The sequence below is a fragment of the Virgibacillus sp. GM2-2 genome, assembly GCF_055329585.1.
In genome coordinates this window covers 699,894-719,816 of sequence record NZ_JBUZWC010000001.1, presented here as the reverse complement: position 1 = coordinate 719,816, position 19,923 = coordinate 699,894, and the positions used below count along the sequence as shown (strand labels likewise).

The window sequence follows — 19,923 nt, the reverse complement described above, 5'->3', positions numbered from 1 at the left end:
ATATTTTATATAAAGCTATCTTCGAAAAATAATGAGAGGATTGATTTTATGTTTTATATCTTTGTCGGTTTTGCTATTATTCTCGTTATTGCTGTCCTATGGTTCATCGATCGATACGCGAGTGCCTCTGAAATGATGAGTAATTTCTCAAATAGTGCATTTAAAAAACTAATGATTGGACTTTCCATTGCGGCTGTATTGTCCTTTGGATACGGAATTTATGCCAAGATCACGTACCAACCACCTTTCTTAGACATTAGTGTAAATGGTGGAGAATATACCGTTTTTGGTGATATTGGTTATATTGGCTATTATGCAGATGACCTCGTGTATAAAGGTGAAAAAACAACAATACGCATCGTAACATGGGAAGAATTAAACCTTAATGAAAAAACGGAAATAATGATTAGCTACCCTTCTGGAAAAGAGGTACTTTGGAAACCAAGCGTATCTAAGGTAGACGTTAAAATTAATGAAATTGCAGGGATTTATAAACTTTCTCCTTATACGTTTGAAGAAACAGGAAACGTTGAGTTAACGATAAGAGGAACGGAATTGAATTTTACAATTGACGTGAAGGGAAAGGAATAGTTCATTTTAGTAGGAGGAGAGGCGATGCTTAGACTATTTATCTATGTAAATTTCCCTTTTATTATATTTATTATGCTAGTCATGATCTTAAGCGGGGTAGTAAGTTTTTTATTACCCCGCTTTTTCTCCTACTTGGTGATAATTGTAAGTGGAGTAGCGGGATATGCATTAGCAATTTACGCCGGTTTCAAAGAATTGGCAGTCTCCACGTCTATAACTACGGTTGTTTTTTCATCAATAGTTGTTGGTCTAATTAAGTATTCGTTATATCTAGGAAAAAAAGCTGATGAATTAGAGGAAATTGAATAAGTTAGGAATAATCTTTTAGCTATACACTTTTGAGGTGAAGTCATGAAGAAGAAAAAAGTAATTGAATTTAAAGATATTCATAAATCTGTCGTAATTACACTTTGGTTTTATCAAATCGCATTATTAGCGCATTCAATTTATACAGTCATCACCACGGGTGAGATAGGGATAACATTTATCATTTTAAATGCTGGTCTCTTATTATTTTGGTTTACTCAGTTTGGTGGAAAGAATAAAAAAGCAGAGTAGGAAGATGTATAAGTTTTTAAATAGGTAGATGTCTAGATTTATAAGGGGGGAGGAAAATGAGAAAACTTCTATTGCTTTTATTGATAGGAATTTTCTTAGCTGGATGCTCGGATCAAAGTCTAGAATCACGTAAATATAAGAATCTTTTGTCTGAGGATGAAGGTGGTTACTCGATTTACATGGTTGCTAGCAAAGAGTCAACTCTTACTTTCGAAGAATTAGAAAAGCATAATTTGTCGGGAGATGTCAGTTCTATTGTTCATGAGATGTCTGTTGAAAGTGCAAGGCTAGATGTAGAAGAAATCCCTGTCTTTATGGTATTTGATACAGAGAAAAAAATTTATGAAACGAACGAAAGAGAAAAGCTGATAACCTTTTTAAAAGAAAATAAAATAGAATGAACTATAAACAGGAATAAGCTTGAATTGACGGTAAGGAGTTGATTCCATGAAGTCACTTTATATTCTAATAACCTTTTTAATAATCGCTACTTTTCTTATAAGCTGTTCGCCGGGTCATGGTTATGGTGGTGAGTTGAACAAAGAGCAAGTATTGGAGTTAAATTCTGATGCAAATCTCTTTGAGTTTGAAGGACGTGTTTATAGTACTGGTGTAGACTGGATTGAGGATAAACAGTTGACTAAGGATGAAAAGCTTGGCCAAATAACCGAGGGTATGGCAAACAGACTTCCATTAGGGGCAGAAATTTTTTCAACAGAGGAACTTGAAGCTATTTTGATTGTGGAATATGGCGGTATTCAAAAAAAGATATTTAGTACAGCTAGGAGAGTGAATAACTTTTATGAATATAGACGGCTTTATTTATGCAGCAACACTGACAAATCAGTTGGCGGAGGAGGTTTCAGAAAAACACTGGGATCAAAAGCTAATTGCGGAGTTGGGTACCCTGAGGAAGTTGTTTCTTCATATGGTAAGAGTACGGGATATTTATTGTGATGCTTTGCATACTGGAGTTGTAAATTTTCCAGGAGAATTTGTCGCATCTGATTCCGATATTATTACCGAATTAAGAAGAAGCAGTACTAATTTAACACGTATGTTCAGTGAAACAAAGATTGTAAAAGTGAAAATTGGAGCAGAAAATTTAACAGTTGAAGAGTTATTACATACAGCAATTCATCACGAAGGAATCCATCAGGGGCAATATTATGTTGCTTTTAAACAAGCGGGAATAGATCTTCCAAGACAATGGCAAGTCGATTGGAATATGTAGTGTTATTAGAGGTGAATACATTGGATATTGTTATTCGTAAAGCAAGAGAAGAAGATGCAGAAGGTATTGCAAAAGTGAGTGTAAGTAGTTGGAAGTCTGCCTACAAAGGAATTTTATCTGAGGATTTTTTAGCTTCTTTACACTACCAATCTAGAATAAAAAAGTGGCAAACTATCATAGCGAATAACAAGAACAATTTCATTTTTATAGTAGAAAATCAACTCGGTCAGATTGTTGGTTTTATTCATGGTGGTAGAGAACGAACTAAAAAATATAAATATAAGGGTGAGCTTTATGCAATATACCTACTCGAGAGCTACCAAAGTACCGGGGTAGGAACCAAATTAGTTTCAACTCTAGTTAGAAGTTTAGAAGAAAGTAATATTCATTCCATCATGGTCTGGGTTTTAAAGGACAACAAGTATCGACGTTTTTATGAAAAACTTAAATGGAATTTAATAGACGAAAAGCAGATCAATATTGGAGACAGTGAGCTAATAGAAGTTGCATACGGATGGGAAGAAAGTTAGGTGATATAGGGTGCATATGAAGAACTTTATTTTACACGGAGATATTTTAATAGTTGAAGCGAAAATAAATGAAGAGGATTATATAATTGGCGTGAGATGGTAGAAACCTAATAAACCATACGTGGATACGTGGAAACTTGAATCGTTTGCCAATAAAGAGACTGGAGAAAAGAACATATCAAAGCAAGAAATTGATGAATTTATGGAAACAATCAATGCAAACTGGAATTGGCGTATGAGTAAATAGGTTACCAACAGGAAAACTTGAGGAGGGTTTGTATGGGCAGGTATTTAATCATCATTTTCTTTATTCTCACCTTAGTAGTTGCAGCATGCGGTAAACATGCTACCAACAATCCATCAAGTCCTGAACTTAATACCCAAACTGTACCCACGACTCTCTCTCCAAGTAGCGCACATTTTCAAGGCATCATTCTCGAAATTAACAATGGGAGTATCATGGTAGGTACAGATGATGTGGACCCTGAAGCATCGTACCCAGCTTATGAGATCTTAATTGATGATAATACTGAAATCAAGGGGAGTGTGCATACTTTCAAAGAGTTAATAGTGAATCAAAAGGTGAAAATTTGGGTTAACGATCTTGGACCAAATAATGAAATTGATAATAAGGTGGCTAAAAAAATTCAAGTGCAATAAAAATGGAGGGTTAGGTGTGAAGGCAGGAAAAATTGTAGGTTTAGTTGCTGGCGTTTCTAGCATTTTTCTATGGATAGTTCTTAACTATGCAAATCCCTATAACAATGTAGGTGATCTGGATGTGGTCATTAATACGTTCTTTATGCTACTCCTCCCTGCCTGTCTAGCTATAGTTGCATCTTTATCATCAAGATATCAATTGATGATAATAGCGTTTTTGTGGTCGTTACCTATTAGCTTATATCTTGCACTGACACCTAGTATATTTAAACTTTTTATAGTCACCAGTTCGCTTTATCTTATTAGTTCAATAATTTTATATAACAAAACGGAAAAAATAGAAAAGCATTATTAAATGGAGGTTCTTATGGAAAAGTGGTATGGTGCAGCAGGAATTTGTGTAAACGAAGAAAATAAAATTCTCATGGTCAAGCAAGGGCTACCGGAAGAAAAGAAGCTTTGGACTATTCCATCTGGCGGCAAGGAAGAAAATGAGACGTATGAGGATTGTTGTATGAGAGAAATATGGGAAGAAACAGGATACAATGTAGATATCGTAAAACACTTGTTCAAAAAAGAAGGAACATCGTTTGGTATTCCTGTAGAAGTTCATTATTATGAGGTAAAGTTACATAGTGGCGAGGCAAAAATCCAGGATCCGGATGAACTAATTTATGAAATTGCGTGGAAATCCGCTGATGAAATAGAAAATCTGGAACTTTCTTTTCCAGATGATAAGGAATTGCTGATAGAGTATGCTACGGGTGCCAAGGTTCACAAATGAAGTAGAGATGAGGCGAGTTAATGAAGAAAGAGACAGAACAACTTATTAATATGTTGACTGAAAAGCTTTCTCCATATGTTATCTATGTGTTTGGATCAACTGTTGATGGTACAGACCGACCGGATAGTGACATTGACATTGCCTTTGTAGGAGATGGCAAACCAATCGATAAGTATGACCTTTTTATAATTGCTCAGGAATTGGCAAGTAAGTTAGATCAGGATGTGGATTTAATTGATCTGAATGATTCCAGTACGGTTTTTCAAGCACAGGTTGTTCATACAGGAAAAGCTATTTATTGTTCAGATGATAATAAAAAAACTATTTTTGAAATAAAAACATATAAAATGTACGCTAGGTTAAACGAAGAACGAGCACAAATTATTAAAGAAGTTTCTGAAAGAGGGAAAATCTATGGAGAATGATATTGTATTAAGAGGGAGGCGATAATGTTTATGCAATTAATCATTCTAGTGGTAGGAGTCATTGCAACAGCAGGTTTTCTATATTATTGGGGGAAGCCAGACAATGAATAAGAAACCTACCATTACCCCAATTACCAATCTATTTGAAAAACACCTAGAAAATCTAGTAACGCAAAGTAAAAAGGAAGGCTTCCGGTTTCTAGAAAGGCTGGTAAATGATTATAAGACTGGAACAAATACTTTCAGTCGCCCAGGAGAAGCTTTGTACGGAGTTTATTCCGAAAGCGGAGAAATAATTGCTTTAGGTGGATTGAATATTAATCCCTATTCAAATGACAACAAGATAGGTAGACTAAGACGGTTTTATGTAGCAAAAAATCAACGAAGAAATGGGATTGGAAAAGCTTTAGTCGAAAAGCTGCTAAGCCATGCGAAATGCAATTTTACCACAGTAGTGCTAAATAGTACCCCGGAAGCGGATGATTTTTACGTTGCCATGGGATTTATAAAAGATACGAAATATCCTAATTCCACACACTTTAAACAGTTAGAATAGAAGGTGGATTTTTTTGTTGGAGGAAATAGGAAACTTGTGGTATCGATTTCTAATTAAGGATGATCAATATGCAGTTTAAAAAGATAAACATCAAAACCGATTGCCATACAATTACAAATTTCCGTCGTGATTCATTCCTCGTTAGTTTTGGCGAAACTACTAATTTCAATGAAACAGAATACATAGATTGGATAAAGAAAAAAGCAAGTGAGTTTCCTGAAGGATTCGTGATAATTGAGGAAAGTGGAAAGCCAATAGGACAACTGGAACTATCGATTCGAGAATATGAAGGAAAGAAGATTGGATATGTTCATTTGTATTACCTAAATCCTGAATCTAGAGGTAAAGGGAAAAGTCAGAAGTTACATGATTATGCGATGAAATTTTTTGTTCAGAATGGTGTGAGTGAATACCATCTTAGAGTGGCTCCGAGAAATAAACGGGCAATTGCTTTTTACAATAAAAACGGTATGGAAGCGGTTGGAAGAGAAATAGATGGAAAAGTAATTCGGATGCGAGGGAATGTTCATGGCTGAGGAAAAAGAAAAATCCGATACAAACGATCGCATATCTAAGTTCTTTAGTAAGAAATGGTTTATTATTAGCTTAATAAGTATAGTACTCGGTGTCAGTTTTTCCTATTACCAAAATAACTTTTTAATGACTACTAAAATACAAGTAAGTTCAGATTCTATCCCAAAAGGGTTTGACAGTTTTAAAATTGTTCATTTATCTGATTTGCATAGTAAATGGTTTGGGGAAAATCAAGAAAGGCTTATAGATAGGGTAGAAAATGAAAAGCCAGATATAATTGTTTTTACAGGCGACTTAATTGATGGTAAAAACCCAAAACTAGAACCTGCTGTAAATTTAATGACTCAACTTGAGGACTTAGCACCTACTTATTTTGTAACAGGGAATCATGAATGGTGGTCACAAGAATTAAATAGTTTAGAAAAAAAATTAAAAGAAATCGGGATAAGTGTTCTCAGAAATTCAAGTGAAGTTCTTACAAGGGGTAATGACGAAATAACAATTATAGGAATCGATGATCCTGCTAATATAGAAGAGTCCTATGCTGAAAATGATGTTGTTCGCCAATCCTTAAAACAAACTATGGAAAATAGTACTAAGACCGATTTCACTATTCTCTTGTCACATAGACCAGAAATGTTTTCTTTGTATCAGGAATTCGATGTTGACCTTACTTTTTCTGGTCATGCTCATGGTGGTCAATTTAGACTTCCTTTTATAGGTGGTTTGATTGCACCAAATCAAGGACTACTTCCTAAATATACCGCTGGCAAATATACAGAAAACGGCTCAACAATGGTTGTAAGTAGGGGTTTAGGAAATAGCGTTATTTCCCAGCGAATCTTTAATCGGCCGGAAGTGGTCAGTGTAACTTTAGAAAGGTAGTGTGATAATGACTTTTAATAGTGTTATAGAATTAAAAACTGATGAGGAAGTAATGAAGGCATTTCCTGTTATTAACCAACTTAGAACTCACCTATATGAAAGAACCTACCTAGATTTAGTAACAGAGGCTAGAGAAAAAGATATGTACCGATTATTTGCGCTCTACGACAATAACAAAATTGTTGCAGTTGTCGGTTTTAAACCGATGGTTACCCTGTATTATGGTCGTTTTGTCTGGGTGTGTGACCTCGTAACAGATAAACGGATTCGGTCAAAGGGTTACGGTGAAAAGCTTCTCTTTTTCGTGCACGATTGGGCACGGCAAAACGGGTATGATTCGGTAGCATTGTCATCAGGTTTACAGCGTACAGATGCACACCGTTTTTACGAAGATAAAATGAATTATGATAAAGTTAGTTATGTGTTTAAGAAAAATCTAGATGGAGATGTTTGAGTTGTTATTTATCTTATGTACAATTTTAGGCGTGCTTGCGGGCTTATCGGTAATCAAATTAACCCGACAATTTCGTGAAGCAAATAAATCAAGAATAATCATTTTCCTACCATCGAGTATAGCCATTATAAGTGCCGTTATTTTGATGTACATCGGAAATGTGAAAATAGAAGGAATTGACGGTGCAGCGTATATGCTTCTATCCATGATTATCTTTGTATTCGGTGGAACAGTTTTGTATCTAACTGACAAAAAAATGAGTAAGTAGCTAGGGAGGCTCATTCAGTGTGGGGATTAAGTATAAACGAATGGATCCAAGTTGTCTCTGCTATTGGAACACTTGGTGCAGGAGTAGCAGCTTGGATGTCAGCTCATGCAGCAAATAAGTCTGCAATAAGTTCTTCTGCTCAATTAAAAGAAATGAAACAACAGCGAATTTCCCAAAGCAGACCGGATATTTATATTACTAACGAAAAGATTCGTTTAAAGTATAATCCCAATAAAGGATATGGAAATTTTATAGAACAGGGTCGAATGCCTGCTTTAAATGTTATCAATGCAGGTGAAGGCCATGCCAAAAATGTGGATATTAATTGGTATTTTGATATAGATAATTTCATCAGGATTATTCAGCGTTTTGATATCGGCAAATACATTTATGAATTTGTCGAGGGAAAACAACTGCATACGGAGAATGGGGTTACCTTTTTAGATAAAGATGTATCGGGATATGTTCCAGTTTTATTGAAAGATTCAACGACTAAAATTAATATACCTTTTTCCTATCTAGAGACGTTGTCTTTCTTGTTTCATTTGTATGTAGAAGATCACTATGAACCAGCAGAAATCCCTTCTATCCAACTGACAATAAACTATAAGGATATATACAGTAACGTAACTAAAAAAGAGATTTTAGTAACTCCCAAGATAATTAATCAAAAAGCGAGTTTTAGCGATAAGAAAGTTTCCGATTACGATATAGAAATTTTATTTACAATTGATGAGAATTGAGCGAAGGAGGTACTACATTGAATAAATCAACCAAAGAAACATACAACGATTTAGCAAAAACATATGAAGAGAATGTAGATCATGCTAGTCCGTACAATACAGATTATGAACGGCCAGCTATGATGAATCAGATTCCAGACAATTTAGATGGATTAAAGGTTCTGGATGCTGGATGCGCAGCTGGTTGGTATTCGGAAGCGTTGGTTCAGCGAGGTGCAACGGTTACTGGTATAGATTTGAGCGCAGAAATGGTTGAGGCTGCTAAACGGAGGCTAAAGGATAAAGCAACTATCTTTTGCCATGACTTACAAGAAAAGCTTCCTTTCCCAAATGAAGAGTTTGATATCATTATCAGCTCATTAACCATGCACTACTTAAAGGATTGGGAGTTGACCTTTGAAGAATTTAGTAGAGTGCTAAAGCCGGGTGGGACATTTTTATTTTCAACACATCACCCATTTATGGATTTCACTCGATATGATGAAGTGGAGAATTATTTTGAGAAGAGACTTCTAACGGAAACCTGGCATAAGCCAACTATAAGCATCGATGTAAGCTTCTATAGAAGATCAATGCAGGACATCATCGCAAGCACTACAAAATTCTTTACGTTAACATCATTAATTGAACCAAAACCTCTAGAAACGATGAAGGATAAGAAATCTGATTCCTACAACTATCTGATGAAAAATCCACACTTTTTACTTATCAAGGGAAAAAACTAAATTGACGTTCATTCAACTAGATGATACAATTTTCTTACAATTACGGAGGGGAGTGAGACACGGCTTTATGGAAAAATTCACAAAGATAACCTTGAAGAATAAATTAATTGCCGCTCACTCATACGGACAGAAGTAATACATATTTTTGACGAAATGAAATGGGCCTAGGTATGGCATAGGCTTGTTCAGCTGGAATGAAACGATCGTAAGCTACAGGGTTATGCTATATAATTCTGTAGCTTTTTCTATGCCAATTTAGTCTTCAATTGTTAAGTATCCAAAGTGGCTACAGGAATTAAGTGAGGAACTCATAACAAGCTAGATCACTATAGAAAATCATTATGAGGAGGAGCGCATTGATGGCAAACTTATCGACGGAACGTTTTGAAAAGGCAAGAGATTTCTTAAGGTCAAACGGGAGAGGGTTAGAAAGGGCTATTTTCGAATATGAGTTTGAATCAGGGAGCCGAGAAGCCGTTTTACATGAACTAGCAAAATTTCAAAATGAAGATGGTGGCTTTGGAAATGCCTTAGAACCAGACTTCCGTTGTGCAGCCTCATCAGCTATAGCCACATCAATTGGATTAAAGCTATTGTCACAGGTAAAGGCGGATGCGCAGAATGAAATGGTGCAAAAAGCTATCAACTACCTTATTGATACATTCGAGGAGAATTCAATGGGTTGGAAACAGGTACCAAGAGAGGTGGAGTCAGCTCCACGCTCTCCTTGGTGGAATTACAAAGAGACCCGCGAGGACTGGGGAAATCCGAATGCAGAGTTGCTAGGTTTTTTCTATGAGTATCATTCGCTGGTGCCAGAACAACTAATTCGTGATATAGCAAAAGTTGCGACAGAACATTTAGATGACTTAACGGAGTATGAATTCCATGAATTGCTGTCTTACTTGCGGTTGGAAGAAAGAATGCCTAAACAGGAAGCAGCGTCTATTTCGAAAAAACTGAACGAAATTGTTTTGGAATGTGTGGAGATTAATCCAGAAAAATGGCAATCGTATTGCCTACAACCGATTCAAGTAGTGACATCGCCAGCATCTCGTTACTACAGACTTTTTTCAGATGTTATACCTACTAATCTGGACTATTTATTAGAAAAACAGCTGGAAGACGGAAGCTGGGAACCAACATGGACATGGGGACAATACGAGAATGTTTGGAAACGGGCAAAAGTAGAATGGCAGGGTGTGCTGACATTGGATTATTTGCTGTTGTTCAAAGCGTTTGATCGAATTGAAAAATAACAAGGTGGTGGTGAAGTGAATGTATTTGGTGAGGTAAGAAAATGGTTTAGTCCGAAGTGGATAAAGGTGATCAGTATCATAGTCAAAACATTCCTCGCCTTAGCGGTATTTGCCGTGTTTCTTTTTTGTGCAATTATGATCTATTTACTAATTCAGGATTACTTTCATGATGGTAGTGATTTTCAAGAAAGTAATGATGTGAAAGTGGAGATTAGTAGATGAAGCGAGTACGAGGTTGTAGGATATCAGAAAAGACGTTGAAAAGCTGGGATGAAAAATTAGTACCAGCTTTCGATCTATTTTACTTTAAAGAAAAACCTGATTACATAAAAATAGAAGAAATAGATGAAACACGTAATAATTTTAATTTAGATACTCGTACTTCTTTTGAAACATGGTCAGTAAGCGAGGATGCCAACTATATGAGTATCTTGAGCAATGAGGATTTTCTAAGATTAGACCAAGAACACCAAGAAGAAATCGTTCATCAACAATGGCTGTTGAAACGAGGTATGGTATTCGGAAAGCGATTGTTTCGAGAGTTACTTGGTGAGTATCACGAATCTGTCGATAACTTCCTTTCTACTAGGTTGAAGACAGAAGAGGAAATTCTACTATTGCAAAAATATGCTTGGAAGCAGTTATCAATAGAAGTAAGAACTACCTTTCTATTAAACTATGCAGCTTTATGGACAGACGAAATTGCTTCAGTCGGACAGGAACAGTTTGTAGAAACCACATTTCCATATTTGGCTTCTTTTGTGAATCATTTTCCTTCAATTAACGGACCTAACTGTTTTGCGGCCGTTGCTACAGCAGTGACAAAGAATATGGACTATATTGTAGAGTGGATGCAAACGGACGCGTTTTTACATGTATTACGCGAAAATGATTTTGTCCAAATGGAAGTAGCGGAAATGACAAAACAGGATGTTTTAGTCTGGTTTACTAACCAAGGAGCTCCAGTACATGCAGCGTTTATGTTAGACGATGAATTAGTTTTCAATAAACATGGTCAAACAATGTTTAACCCATGGCAGATAGTCGATATAACCGATTTATTAGCTGTATGGAGTGACGAGGATTTTCAGTTAAGAATTTATCGAAAAATGGATGTGGTTTAATTTGTGGTTTTTAGTTTTAGTTATGGCATGTATTACATTTTGTATCAATTTAGTATCCATAATGAAAAAAATCAGATATGAGTAGATACGAAAAATAACACCATTTTTTTAACTATCTCATTTACTTTTATTATCTTATTTTTATCTTTAGGGGTACTTTTGGGAGGTTAACCTATGACAAACAAAACAAACATAATCAATTCATACAACAAAACTGCGAAAGACCGTGATTCATCGCAGCAACAACAATGGAAAATAGATGTGCGGGATACGTTTTTTGCTTTATTAAAAAAGGAAAAGAAGCAAAGTATATTAGAGGTTGGTGCAGGGCCAGGTAAAGATAGTTTATTTTTCCATCATGAAGGATTGAATACATATAGTACAGACATATCGCCAGAGATGGTAAATCTGTGTAGGGAAAAAGGGCTTAAAGCAGATGTGATGAGCTTCGAAAAGCTAGATTTTCCGGATAACCATTTTGATGCAATTTGGGCAATGAACTGTTTGCTGCATGTACCAAAGGATGAAATTAGGGATGTGTTAACAGAGATTAAACGTGTATTAAAGCTATCAGGGTTATTTTTCATGGGCGTTTATGGAGGTAAGGATCAGGAGGGCGTTTGGGAAGACGACTTTTACGAGCCGAAGCGGTTTTTTTCTTTTTATGAAGATGAAGCGATTCAAGCGTTACTATCTGAATTTTTCACAGTGGAAAGCTTTGAGGTCGTGCCTGCTGATGTGGTTGGAGGAACGTTTGCTTTCCAGTCGATCTTGTTGCGAAAGTAAACTCGGGGAAAATTTTTATCAGCGAGTTTTGGCGATTTATCAGTCAGTTCCACGGGATATCAGGAACTTCCGAGGATTTATCAGCGACTTCAGAGTGGTTATCAGTCAGTTTCATGGATTTATCAGGATTTGAGTAAATCATGCTGCGAAAATACAACAGTGGAGGTGATCCGAATGATTGATATTACAAATAAACTACCAGATTAAAATACAAGGAGAAAAATAATAGATGAACACGAAATTACTATTAATTGAAGGTCTACCTGGGTTTGGCAAAACCACTACTGCTCAACTTATTCGTGAAATTTTAACAGAGAAAAAGGTTAACGTGGATCTTTTTCTTGAAGGAAACTTGGATCATCCTGCCGATTATGACGGTGTAGCGTATTTTACACAGGTTGAATTTGATGAATTGTTAGCCATGAGTGGTGAGTTCAAACAATTATTAATGAACAAGGCATATTTTAAAAATGAAGGCTATATTTTACCTTACCAAAAGATGATTGAAGAGCTTGATCCGAAGCTACCTGACAATTTGATTCAGACTTTCTATGAGAAAGATATTTATGAATTGCCACTAGGAAAACATATGGAGCTTATAACCAACAGATGGCGGGAGTTTGGACGGAAGGCACAGATGGAGGATAAAACGTACATTTTCGAATGTTGTTTTATTCAAAACCCTGTTACCATTGGAATGATTAAGTTTAATGCGGATAAACAAATCATCATAGATTATGTTAAGCAACTGACAGATAGTATTAAAGATCTGAACCCCATTCTAGTATACGTGGAGCAAGATAGTGTAGAGCGTTCCTTTAAAAAAGCAGTTAAAGAGCGTTCCAAGCAGTGGTCTGAAGGATTTATACACTACTATACTAGCCAGGGTTATGGTGAAGCGCATGGATTAAGCGGATTGAATGGAACAATTCAAGTGCTAAAGGATAGATTTGAGCTTGAAAATGAAATAATAGAGTCGCTCGGGATCCAAACTATTCATATAAATAATACGTGGTATGACAGGCTTGGACATAAATCTGAGTTGACGAAGTACCTAAAATAAAACCAAGGGGACTGGAAAGCTTCCGGTCCCTTTATACCGCCTTAACGGGCAGTAAAACTCCACTGAATGTAGTTTCACTTTATAACGAGAGGCGGACAATTTCATGAGAAAAGAGTTTCCAATCATTGAAACTAGTAGGTTAATCCTTAGACAGGTAAGAAAAGATGATGCAAAAGATATGTTAGTCTACCTTTCTGATCAAGCTGTTGTAGCACATATGGGGTTAGAACCTTTTCAATCGATAGAAGATGCAATAGACGAAATTGAATGGTACAACTCCATTTATGACAAAGATTCTGGAATTAGATGGGGAATTACATTGAAGGAGTCAGATAAGGTTATTGGAAGTTGTGGATTTTTGAATAGGAGCTCCAAACATTATCGAACCGAGATTGGGTACGAATTAAGCAATAGCTACTGGGGAAAAGGGATAGCCAGTGAAGCGCTAGAAGCAGTTGTTGCATACGGTTTTGACTACTTTCAACTTGAACGAATTGAGGCGTTAATCGAACCAGCCAATCTTCCCTCATTAAAGCTCGTTGAAAAACAAGGCTTTCAACGAGAAGGTTTACTGCGGCATTACGAGTATACATGTGGAAAGTTCGATGACTTGTACATGTATTCGATTTTAAAAGATGAATATAAGAAAAATGTGTAAAGGGGGCATTTGTATTGAAATACGTTTTAGGAATTGTATTGATTTTAGCGTATGCTATAGCTTTCTCTGTAAATTTGATACCATCTATAAAATATCCAGACGGAGAGTTGAATTTTTCCAACCTGATTGCTAGTATCCTATTTTTAATAGTTTTTGTAGGGATTTCTATGAAAGGAAATAAAAAAGGCTTGCTAGTACTAACTGGCGGAGGGATTATAGCTGGAATTATTGTGTATATAACAAAAGTATTTGAAGAAATTATTATGAATAATGCTTTGTTGGATGCAATCGCTTCGGTGCAATATCCTCTATATTTGATCTTTATTACGCCCTTATTTGGAGGAAATAGTTTACTAGCTCTAGGTTATGGTACATATGCGTTAATCATGTCAATTGTATATTTGGGGCTGTTTATTTTGGTGAAGGTAAAATAGTCTTTTCCGTGTTCTTGATTTGGCTTGTATTTTCAAAATATGGCCAGTATTTCTTGAGAACTGGCTTGTATTTTTTCAATCTCGCCAGTATCTTTAAACAATTGGCCAGTATTTTCGGAATCCAGCCAGTATCTCATTTTCGTTCCCCAATTCGACACGTATAAACGATACACTAGACCTAACCTTTACAATGATTGATAATATACATACAAGTTTTTTCGGAATAAGTAGGTGGAGAAAGTGTCTGTGAATGCGAATGAAAACGATTTAAACGTGTTAAAGATTATTGCCGAAACGTTAAACCGTTCAAATAATTTGGATAAAATGCTTCAGTCCGTGCTTGCTGAGTTGTTAAAGGTAACCGGTTTGACAACGGGCTGGATTTTTTTAGTGGATGATGAAAAACCGTACTATAACTTTGTGGCGAGTCACAATCTTCCTCCAGCATTATCATGGGAAAATAATAAACCAATGTGTAAGGGCACTTGTTTTTGCTTGAATAAATACTGGGATGAGAAGCTTACCAAACCAGTTAACATAATTGAATGCAAACGGTTGGAAGATGCCAACAAGTATTCATGGGGAGAAACGAATGGGCTGACACATCATGCGACCGTTCCGTTATCTGCTGGTGAAGAACGTTTTGGTATTTTAAATGTTGCTGCCCCTGATAAACAGCATTTTACGGAGGAAGAGCTTACCTTACTACAGTCGGTAGCTTATCAAATTGGAACAGCCATTAAGCGAACCAAACTTTACCAATCGCAAAAACAACGAGCGGAGAATTTTGCATTACTAGACGAGGTTGTTCGTTTCACATGGGGAATATCTGATTTGAAAAAGCTTCCGCAAGAGGTTGTACAAAAATGTTCGGATATTTTTAGCTGGCCGCTTGTTGCTTTTTACATACGAGAAGGCAACAGACTTCGGCTAAAGGCAATCAACAACGGTCAATCAATTTCCGATGTTAACCCAATTTTTTTGGATAGCGAAAATGATGCCGCGAAAGCCTTATCGGAAAATAAACTTATCGTGAATCGGTCTGCTCGCCATCAGTTACAGGCGTTAGGCGTTACACCATATCAATCGTCTATTACGGTGCCGCTAGTGTCTTTGAACGGTGATCGATATGGTGTAATCATGGTTGCTGATAACGGGTATAATGTTTTTTCTGAAAGTGATAGGGAAGTGTTGAAGGCACTTGCTGATCACATTACATTAACCATTGAGAGTATTCATGTTACCGAAAAGCGTGAGGAGTTTTTAGTTTACGATGAACGAAATCGACTTGCGAGGGATTTACATGATTCTGTTAATCAAAAGCTATTCTCGTTGTCCTTAACAAGTAAAGGTATGAAAGAAATGCTCCCGCAAGATGATGAAGCGCTCCAAAACGCACTTGATAGTATGAAAGATTTAGCACAGCGTGCACTTGCAGAAATGAAATCATTGATTTGGCAATTAAGACCTGTAGGATTGGAAGAAGGCTTAATTACTGCATTGAAAACATACGGGGATACGCTTCGATTAACCGTTTTAGATGATGTTTCTGGCGTTCATAATTTGCCACGTGCTGTTGAAGAAACGTTATGGCGTATTGGACAGGAAGCATTCAACAATGTGACTAAGCACGCTGCCACGAATAAGGTATCTGTAAAACTTCAAACGAACGACGATAGCGTATACTTTGAGGTTTCAGATGATGGCAAAGGTTGCGACCTCGCTACGAAAAAGAATAGTGGATCACTCGGATTAGTTACAATGCGAGAACGCGCAGAGTTGCTAGGAGGTACATTTTCCATAAAAAGCAATCCCAATAACGGAACGACGATAAGCGTATTTCTTCCTATAGGAAACAAAGAAGCGGGTGAACAGTGAAATGGCAATTAACGTGTTGCTAGTAGATGATCATTTGGTTGTTTTACATGGATTACGATTTTTCCTGAATACACAGGATGACATCGAAATTGTAGGTGAGGCAAGTAATGGTCAAGAAGCACTTGAAGCAATAGAAAAAGTAAAACCTGATGTAGTATTAATGGATCTGATGATGCCTGTTATGGACGGTGTGGAAGCGACTAAACAGATAGCTTCCAAGTATCCGAAGGTCAAAGTAATTGTGTTAACTAGCTTTTCCGATCAGGATCATGTTCTGCCTGCACTTAGAGCGGGGGCTGTTGGTTATCAGCTGAAAGATATTGAGCCGGAGGAACTCGTTAAAACCATCTATGCTGCATGTAAAGGGCAGAAGCAGTTGCATCCTTCAGCTACTGATCTTTTATTGACTCATATGTCGACAGAGGATAAAACAAATGAGGTTGAGGCTAACATTTCTGGATTAACGAAGCGGGAAAAGGATGTATTGTATCAACTGACGCTTGGTAAAAGTAATAAGGAAATTTCATCAGAATTATATATTACCGAAAAAACGGTAAAAACGCATGTTAGTAGCATCTTAAGCAAGCTTGATTTACATGATCGAACACAGGCAGCAATTTTTGCGGTAAAAAATAAACTGTTTGAGGACTAGAAGACGATTAAACCACTACATTTCCCGTAGTGGTTTATAACTAGCATTCTACTGATTCTTATTTCTTTTTTTCTGTTTAACTTGTTCAAGCCATTCGTCGAGTTGTTCTTTTGTCCAGCCTGCTTTGTCTCCAATCATAACTGTTGGTTCGGGTAATTGGCCCCTCCCTTTGTATACGGACAATTGCCGTGTGCTGTAGGCGATTCCTTCTTCTTTGGCAAGATCGGATAGTTCCTTTAGTCCGTAATACTGTACAGGCTTTTTGGAAATCATAACACTTACCTCCATTTTTAATTATTTCTTCTTTTGGCAGATAAGAAAGCATAAATTCTTTCTTACTGCATAAGTGCAACTAAGGCTTTGGCGATAAGCCAAGTTTCTAATACTTGGATAGAATGGCAAATGTGATACGACTTATCACTATTGAGGCAATACTAATAATGAAAGTGGCAGTTTGCAATGAGTCCAGCTTCTTGACAAAAATAGAATAGTAAGGATATTATATGAATATAATAGTGGATGAGGAAAGGGGTTTCCCCCTTAAACCTCAGTGGTGTTTTTTAGAATCCTTATCCGGTTGGCTCGGAGAAGGATTCTTTTCTTTTCGGCTACGTAAATCGCGGTACGTTGTTACAATAGACGTAACAAGTCCAACTACTGCCGTAACGAGACCGATCATGGCCGTTAGAAGTAATATCATATCCACTATCATCACCCCCTTCCAAAAGGGGTAGGGCATTTTCATACCCTTATGTAAAATATATTGCATACTGTTGAATAAGTCAACTTTATATATCAGACCAAAGTCGTAGAAACCCTTACTAGTAAAGTAGGGGTTTTTTTAATGCAAAATTCATTCCATTTCCCGACGACTAAGGTGGAAATAACTCGTATGATAATCGTAGAAGTACTAAGGGAGGAACGCACAATGACTTTTAACGAATACGCATTTAACTTTGAAGTTGCAGAACGAAAAGTCCAGCTTGAAAAGGTCAGCTGTATGGAAGAGTTGAAGATTGAAAAACTAAATGAGAAAGCTCGATATAAGAAGGATAAAACCATGCTTTCTGCTATTCCATTTTTACAATTTAAAAACAGATGTTGCTGTATATAAAGGAGTTGGAACGAGTGATTGAAGGATTATACGAAGCGCATTTACCAGTTAAGAATCTAGAAAAATCTATCCAATTTTATGAAAAGTTAGGTCTGGAACAGGCATGGCAAAATAATGGTTCTGTTTTTTTCTGGATAGAAAAAGGTAAGTCATGGCTTGGTCTTTGGGAAGGGGACCAATACAAAATAGAATATCATCCTTCCTTGCGTCATATAGCTTTCCGGGTATCCTATCAAAACTTAAAAGAATCCTTGTCATGGTTGGAATCATTGGATATTGAACCAGTACCATTTGGTAGTAGAAAATCAGTTGAACCGTTTATTAGACCATATCAAAGCAATGGTTCTGTTTATTTTAAGGATCCGGACGGTAATAGTTTGGAATTAATGTGTTATGTCGATGTACCAGAAGGGTTAAAGCAGATAAAGGAAAAATTGTGGATTGGCGAGTGGGAAGAGTTACTATCGCAGTATTCGCTTTAAATGGATCCTATTAAAAGGAGAGGAGGAGTAACCATATGATTTATCAAGAATTTGGTGTCATTCTATTCGTAGAACGTTATGATGAATGTGTTGATTTTTACAAAAATAAATTGCAGTTGCCAGTAAGAAAGGTAAAAGATGATCTCGTTACGTTTAATGTCGGCAATGGTTACTTTATGGTGGAACGGGATGGATTTGGATTAGACGGAGAAAAAAACAGAAAACAAAACCCTACAGTAATTCGGTTTAATTCTAATTCACTACGAGATTCGGTTAGTGAGTTAAAGGAACAGGGTGTAAGGTTTATTGAAGAAGAGCTAGCCTTCGACTGGGGTACGATTGCCGTTTTCGTAGATCCAGATGGAAATAGAATTGAGATAAATAGCATTGATTAGGAAGGAAGAATGATCATGAAGTTTACTAATTTCACAGCAGCACAATTTAGGATAGCAAGACCTACGGACAAATTTGAAGAAGTTATCGATTTCTATGAAAATGGACTTGGTTTGAACCGACTGGGTGATTTTTCTGGGCATCGTGGATATACAGGTTTGATCTATGGATTACCTGACCTACCGTATCATTTAGAATTTACAAAACATGTTGATGGAAGTCCGTGTCCAGCACCAACCAAAGACAATTTACTAGTCTTTTATATTCCTGAAAAACAGGAGATTAACAGTGTGTACAAAAGGCTTCAACAAATGGGTTATGAAGCAACAGAGCCTGAAAATGAATATTGGCAGGAAAAAGGTATAACGATTGAGGATCCAGACGGTTGGAGGATCGTTCTCATGAATACGGAAGGGATATAGTAAAGGGGAAAAGCGTATGTTCATTAATAAAGTAATATTATATAGCAATGCCTTAGATGAATTAAAAGATTTTTACGTTACAAAACTAGGATTTAATCTATTAGAAGCTGTTGGGGAAGCTTTTACCATTCAAGTGGGTGATAGCGAACTTACTTTCCAAAAGAGTGCTCCACAGGAAGATCCTTTCTATCATTTCGCTTTTAACATTCCGCAAAATCTATTTGAAGAAGCGAAGGAATGGGCGAAAAGTAAGGTCATGTTAAATCGAGAGGATGGTTACGACGAGGTTTACTTTGAGCATATGGATGGTTATTCTTTTTATTTTTTAGATCCCGCTAACAATGTTGTAGAGTTTGTTGCTAGAAACACGAATCCAGAAGATAAAACGAATATCTTTTCAACGCAATCCATCCTAAACATAAGTGAAATAAATATTACGACGGATAAGGTTTATGCGGTAGGAAATCAACTAATGAAATTCGGAATCCCTGTTAGAGACAACGAACCCTTAGAAGAAAGTGGATTGAATTTTATGGGAGAGCGACAGGATGGTGCATTCATTTTGCTTGGGCCGCGAAATCGTCGTTGGTACTTCTCGGATTTATTGGCGGAGTCGTATCCTCTTTCGATTCAGATTGATAAGGAAAAGAACATCATAATGAACAGAAACGGTAAAGTGACTACTTATAAGGACTAGATTATTCTGGTTCT

35 protein-coding genes are annotated in these 19,923 nt (G+C 36.6%); 33 read left to right on the top strand and 2 right to left on the bottom strand.

Annotated features, from left to right (window positions below; genetic code table 11):
- Positions 1-48 precede the first annotated feature (48 nt).
- From ACY9Z2_RS03400 to ACY9Z2_RS03265, 28 genes are all read left to right on the top strand, one after another.
- Positions 49-591 carry a hypothetical protein gene (locus tag ACY9Z2_RS03400; protein WP_463608192.1) on the top strand — a complete coding sequence of 181 codons (543 nt, stop codon included), beginning with the start codon at positions 49-51 and terminating at the stop codon, positions 589-591.
- A gap of 24 nt (positions 592-615) precedes the next feature.
- Entirely contained in the window at positions 616-900 is a 285-nt protein-coding gene (locus tag ACY9Z2_RS03395) for a hypothetical protein (RefSeq protein WP_463608191.1), read from the top strand.
- A gap of 42 nt (positions 901-942) precedes the next feature.
- Positions 943-1,149: a hypothetical protein gene (locus ACY9Z2_RS03390; RefSeq protein WP_463608190.1), complete on the top strand. Its 207-nt coding sequence runs from the start codon at positions 943-945 to the stop codon at positions 1,147-1,149.
- Positions 1,150-1,205: 56 nt separating this feature from the next.
- Positions 1,206-1,550: a hypothetical protein gene (locus tag ACY9Z2_RS03385; RefSeq protein WP_463608189.1), complete on the top strand. Its 345-nt coding sequence runs from the start codon at positions 1,206-1,208 to the stop codon at positions 1,548-1,550.
- Between the two features lie 46 nt (positions 1,551-1,596).
- On the top strand, positions 1,597-2,106 hold the full coding sequence (locus ACY9Z2_RS03380) for a hypothetical protein (RefSeq protein ID WP_463608279.1): 510 nt from the start codon (positions 1,597-1,599) through the stop codon (positions 2,104-2,106).
- Positions 1,997-2,383, top strand: coding sequence for a DinB family protein (locus tag ACY9Z2_RS03375; protein WP_463608278.1), 387 nt, complete (start codon positions 1,997-1,999; stop codon positions 2,381-2,383). The genes ACY9Z2_RS03380 and ACY9Z2_RS03375 overlap by 110 nt, the downstream gene beginning before the upstream one ends.
- Positions 2,371-2,913, top strand: coding sequence for a GNAT family N-acetyltransferase (locus ACY9Z2_RS03370; protein WP_463608188.1), 543 nt, complete (start codon positions 2,371-2,373; stop codon positions 2,911-2,913). The genes ACY9Z2_RS03375 and ACY9Z2_RS03370 overlap by 13 nt, the downstream gene beginning before the upstream one ends.
- A 121-nt stretch (positions 2,914-3,034) precedes the next feature.
- Positions 3,035-3,160: a hypothetical protein gene (locus tag ACY9Z2_RS03365; RefSeq protein WP_463608187.1), complete on the top strand. Its 126-nt coding sequence runs from the start codon at positions 3,035-3,037 to the stop codon at positions 3,158-3,160.
- A gap of 32 nt (positions 3,161-3,192) precedes the next feature.
- Positions 3,193-3,573, top strand: a complete 381-nt coding sequence (locus ACY9Z2_RS03360) for a hypothetical protein (protein WP_463608186.1) — start codon at positions 3,193-3,195, stop codon at positions 3,571-3,573.
- A gap of 16 nt (positions 3,574-3,589) precedes the next feature.
- Positions 3,590-3,928, top strand: a complete 339-nt coding sequence (locus ACY9Z2_RS03355; RefSeq protein WP_463608185.1) for a hypothetical protein — start codon at positions 3,590-3,592, stop codon at positions 3,926-3,928.
- A gap of 12 nt (positions 3,929-3,940) precedes the next feature.
- Positions 3,941-4,357, top strand: coding sequence for an NUDIX hydrolase (locus tag ACY9Z2_RS03350; protein WP_463608184.1), 417 nt, complete (start codon positions 3,941-3,943; stop codon positions 4,355-4,357).
- 20 nt (positions 4,358-4,377) lie between these two features.
- Positions 4,378-4,782 (top strand): type VII toxin-antitoxin system MntA family adenylyltransferase antitoxin, encoded by a 405-nt coding sequence (gene mntA, locus ACY9Z2_RS03345; protein ID WP_463608183.1) that lies wholly within the window; start codon positions 4,378-4,380, stop codon positions 4,780-4,782.
- Positions 4,783-4,885: 103 nt separating this feature from the next.
- The gene (locus ACY9Z2_RS03340; RefSeq protein WP_463608182.1) at positions 4,886-5,338 is read left to right on the top strand and encodes a GNAT family N-acetyltransferase; all 453 of its coding nucleotides are present in this window, start codon (positions 4,886-4,888) and stop codon (positions 5,336-5,338) included.
- Positions 5,339-5,406: 68 nt separating this feature from the next.
- The gene (locus ACY9Z2_RS03335) at positions 5,407-5,874 is read left to right on the top strand and encodes a GNAT family N-acetyltransferase (RefSeq protein WP_463608181.1); all 468 of its coding nucleotides are present in this window, start codon (positions 5,407-5,409) and stop codon (positions 5,872-5,874) included.
- Positions 5,867-6,757: a metallophosphoesterase gene (locus ACY9Z2_RS03330; protein ID WP_463608180.1), complete on the top strand. Its 891-nt coding sequence runs from the start codon at positions 5,867-5,869 to the stop codon at positions 6,755-6,757. The genes ACY9Z2_RS03335 and ACY9Z2_RS03330 overlap by 8 nt, the downstream gene beginning before the upstream one ends.
- Before the next feature lie 7 nt (positions 6,758-6,764).
- On the top strand, positions 6,765-7,211 hold the full coding sequence (locus ACY9Z2_RS03325; RefSeq protein WP_463608179.1) for a GNAT family N-acetyltransferase: 447 nt from the start codon (positions 6,765-6,767) through the stop codon (positions 7,209-7,211).
- Position 7,212: 1 nt separating this feature from the next.
- Entirely contained in the window at positions 7,213-7,479 is a 267-nt protein-coding gene (locus ACY9Z2_RS03320; protein ID WP_463608178.1) for a hypothetical protein, read from the top strand.
- Between the two features lie 17 nt (positions 7,480-7,496).
- Positions 7,497-8,222, top strand: a complete 726-nt coding sequence (locus ACY9Z2_RS03315; protein WP_463608177.1) for a hypothetical protein — start codon at positions 7,497-7,499, stop codon at positions 8,220-8,222.
- A gap of 17 nt (positions 8,223-8,239) precedes the next feature.
- A complete protein-coding gene (locus ACY9Z2_RS03310; RefSeq protein WP_463608176.1) occupies positions 8,240-8,947 on the top strand; it encodes a class I SAM-dependent methyltransferase in 708 nt (235 codons plus the stop codon).
- A 359-nt stretch (positions 8,948-9,306) separates the two neighbouring features.
- Positions 9,307-10,206: a hypothetical protein gene (locus ACY9Z2_RS03305; RefSeq protein WP_463608175.1), complete on the top strand. Its 900-nt coding sequence runs from the start codon at positions 9,307-9,309 to the stop codon at positions 10,204-10,206.
- A 15-nt stretch (positions 10,207-10,221) separates the two neighbouring features.
- Positions 10,222-10,428: a hypothetical protein gene (locus ACY9Z2_RS03300; protein WP_463608174.1), complete on the top strand. Its 207-nt coding sequence runs from the start codon at positions 10,222-10,224 to the stop codon at positions 10,426-10,428.
- A complete protein-coding gene (locus ACY9Z2_RS03295) occupies positions 10,425-11,330 on the top strand; it encodes a hypothetical protein (protein ID WP_463608173.1) in 906 nt (301 codons plus the stop codon). The genes ACY9Z2_RS03300 and ACY9Z2_RS03295 overlap by 4 nt, the downstream gene beginning before the upstream one ends.
- 174 nt (positions 11,331-11,504) lie before the next feature.
- Positions 11,505-12,116: a class I SAM-dependent methyltransferase gene (locus ACY9Z2_RS03290; protein WP_463608172.1), complete on the top strand. Its 612-nt coding sequence runs from the start codon at positions 11,505-11,507 to the stop codon at positions 12,114-12,116.
- Between the two features lie 229 nt (positions 12,117-12,345).
- Positions 12,346-13,179, top strand: coding sequence for a P-loop NTPase family protein (locus ACY9Z2_RS03285; protein WP_463608171.1), 834 nt, complete (start codon positions 12,346-12,348; stop codon positions 13,177-13,179).
- A 103-nt stretch (positions 13,180-13,282) separates the two neighbouring features.
- A complete protein-coding gene (locus tag ACY9Z2_RS03280) occupies positions 13,283-13,837 on the top strand; it encodes a GNAT family N-acetyltransferase (protein ID WP_463608170.1) in 555 nt (184 codons plus the stop codon).
- Positions 13,838-13,851: 14 nt separating this feature from the next.
- The gene (locus tag ACY9Z2_RS03275; protein ID WP_463608169.1) at positions 13,852-14,271 is read left to right on the top strand and encodes a hypothetical protein; all 420 of its coding nucleotides are present in this window, start codon (positions 13,852-13,854) and stop codon (positions 14,269-14,271) included.
- A 240-nt stretch (positions 14,272-14,511) separates the two neighbouring features.
- Entirely contained in the window at positions 14,512-16,149 is a 1,638-nt protein-coding gene (locus ACY9Z2_RS03270; protein WP_463608168.1) for a GAF domain-containing sensor histidine kinase, read from the top strand.
- Between the two features lies 1 nt (position 16,150).
- A complete protein-coding gene (locus ACY9Z2_RS03265) occupies positions 16,151-16,801 on the top strand; it encodes a response regulator (protein ID WP_463608167.1) in 651 nt (216 codons plus the stop codon).
- A 48-nt stretch (positions 16,802-16,849) separates the two neighbouring features.
- Here the strand turns inward: ACY9Z2_RS03265 and ACY9Z2_RS03260 are convergent, their stop codons facing one another.
- Complete coding sequence (locus ACY9Z2_RS03260; RefSeq protein ID WP_463608166.1) at positions 16,850-17,074, bottom strand: hypothetical protein; 225 nt, start codon at positions 17,072-17,074, stop codon at positions 16,850-16,852.
- A gap of 274 nt (positions 17,075-17,348) precedes the next feature.
- Positions 17,349-17,507 carry a hypothetical protein gene (locus ACY9Z2_RS03255; RefSeq protein ID WP_463608165.1) on the bottom strand — a complete coding sequence of 53 codons (159 nt, stop codon included), beginning with the start codon at positions 17,505-17,507 and terminating at the stop codon, positions 17,349-17,351.
- A gap of 222 nt (positions 17,508-17,729) precedes the next feature.
- On the opposite strand from ACY9Z2_RS03255, the gene ACY9Z2_RS03250 reads away from it, so the two are divergent.
- Genes ACY9Z2_RS03250 through ACY9Z2_RS03230 form a run of 5 tightly spaced genes read left to right on the top strand, consistent with a single transcriptional unit; the run spans position 17,730 to position 19,909 of the window.
- Positions 17,730-17,915 carry a hypothetical protein gene (locus ACY9Z2_RS03250; protein ID WP_463608164.1) on the top strand — a complete coding sequence of 62 codons (186 nt, stop codon included), beginning with the start codon at positions 17,730-17,732 and terminating at the stop codon, positions 17,913-17,915.
- A 14-nt stretch (positions 17,916-17,929) separates the two neighbouring features.
- Complete coding sequence (locus ACY9Z2_RS03245) at positions 17,930-18,397, top strand: VOC family protein (RefSeq protein WP_463608163.1); 468 nt, start codon at positions 17,930-17,932, stop codon at positions 18,395-18,397.
- Positions 18,398-18,432: 35 nt separating this feature from the next.
- A complete protein-coding gene (locus ACY9Z2_RS03240; RefSeq protein WP_463608162.1) occupies positions 18,433-18,792 on the top strand; it encodes a VOC family protein in 360 nt (119 codons plus the stop codon).
- A gap of 15 nt (positions 18,793-18,807) precedes the next feature.
- Positions 18,808-19,212 (top strand): VOC family protein, encoded by a 405-nt coding sequence (locus tag ACY9Z2_RS03235; protein ID WP_463608161.1) that lies wholly within the window; start codon positions 18,808-18,810, stop codon positions 19,210-19,212.
- A gap of 16 nt (positions 19,213-19,228) precedes the next feature.
- Complete coding sequence (locus ACY9Z2_RS03230; protein WP_463608160.1) at positions 19,229-19,909, top strand: VOC family protein; 681 nt, start codon at positions 19,229-19,231, stop codon at positions 19,907-19,909.
- Positions 19,910-19,923: the final 14 nt, after the last annotated feature.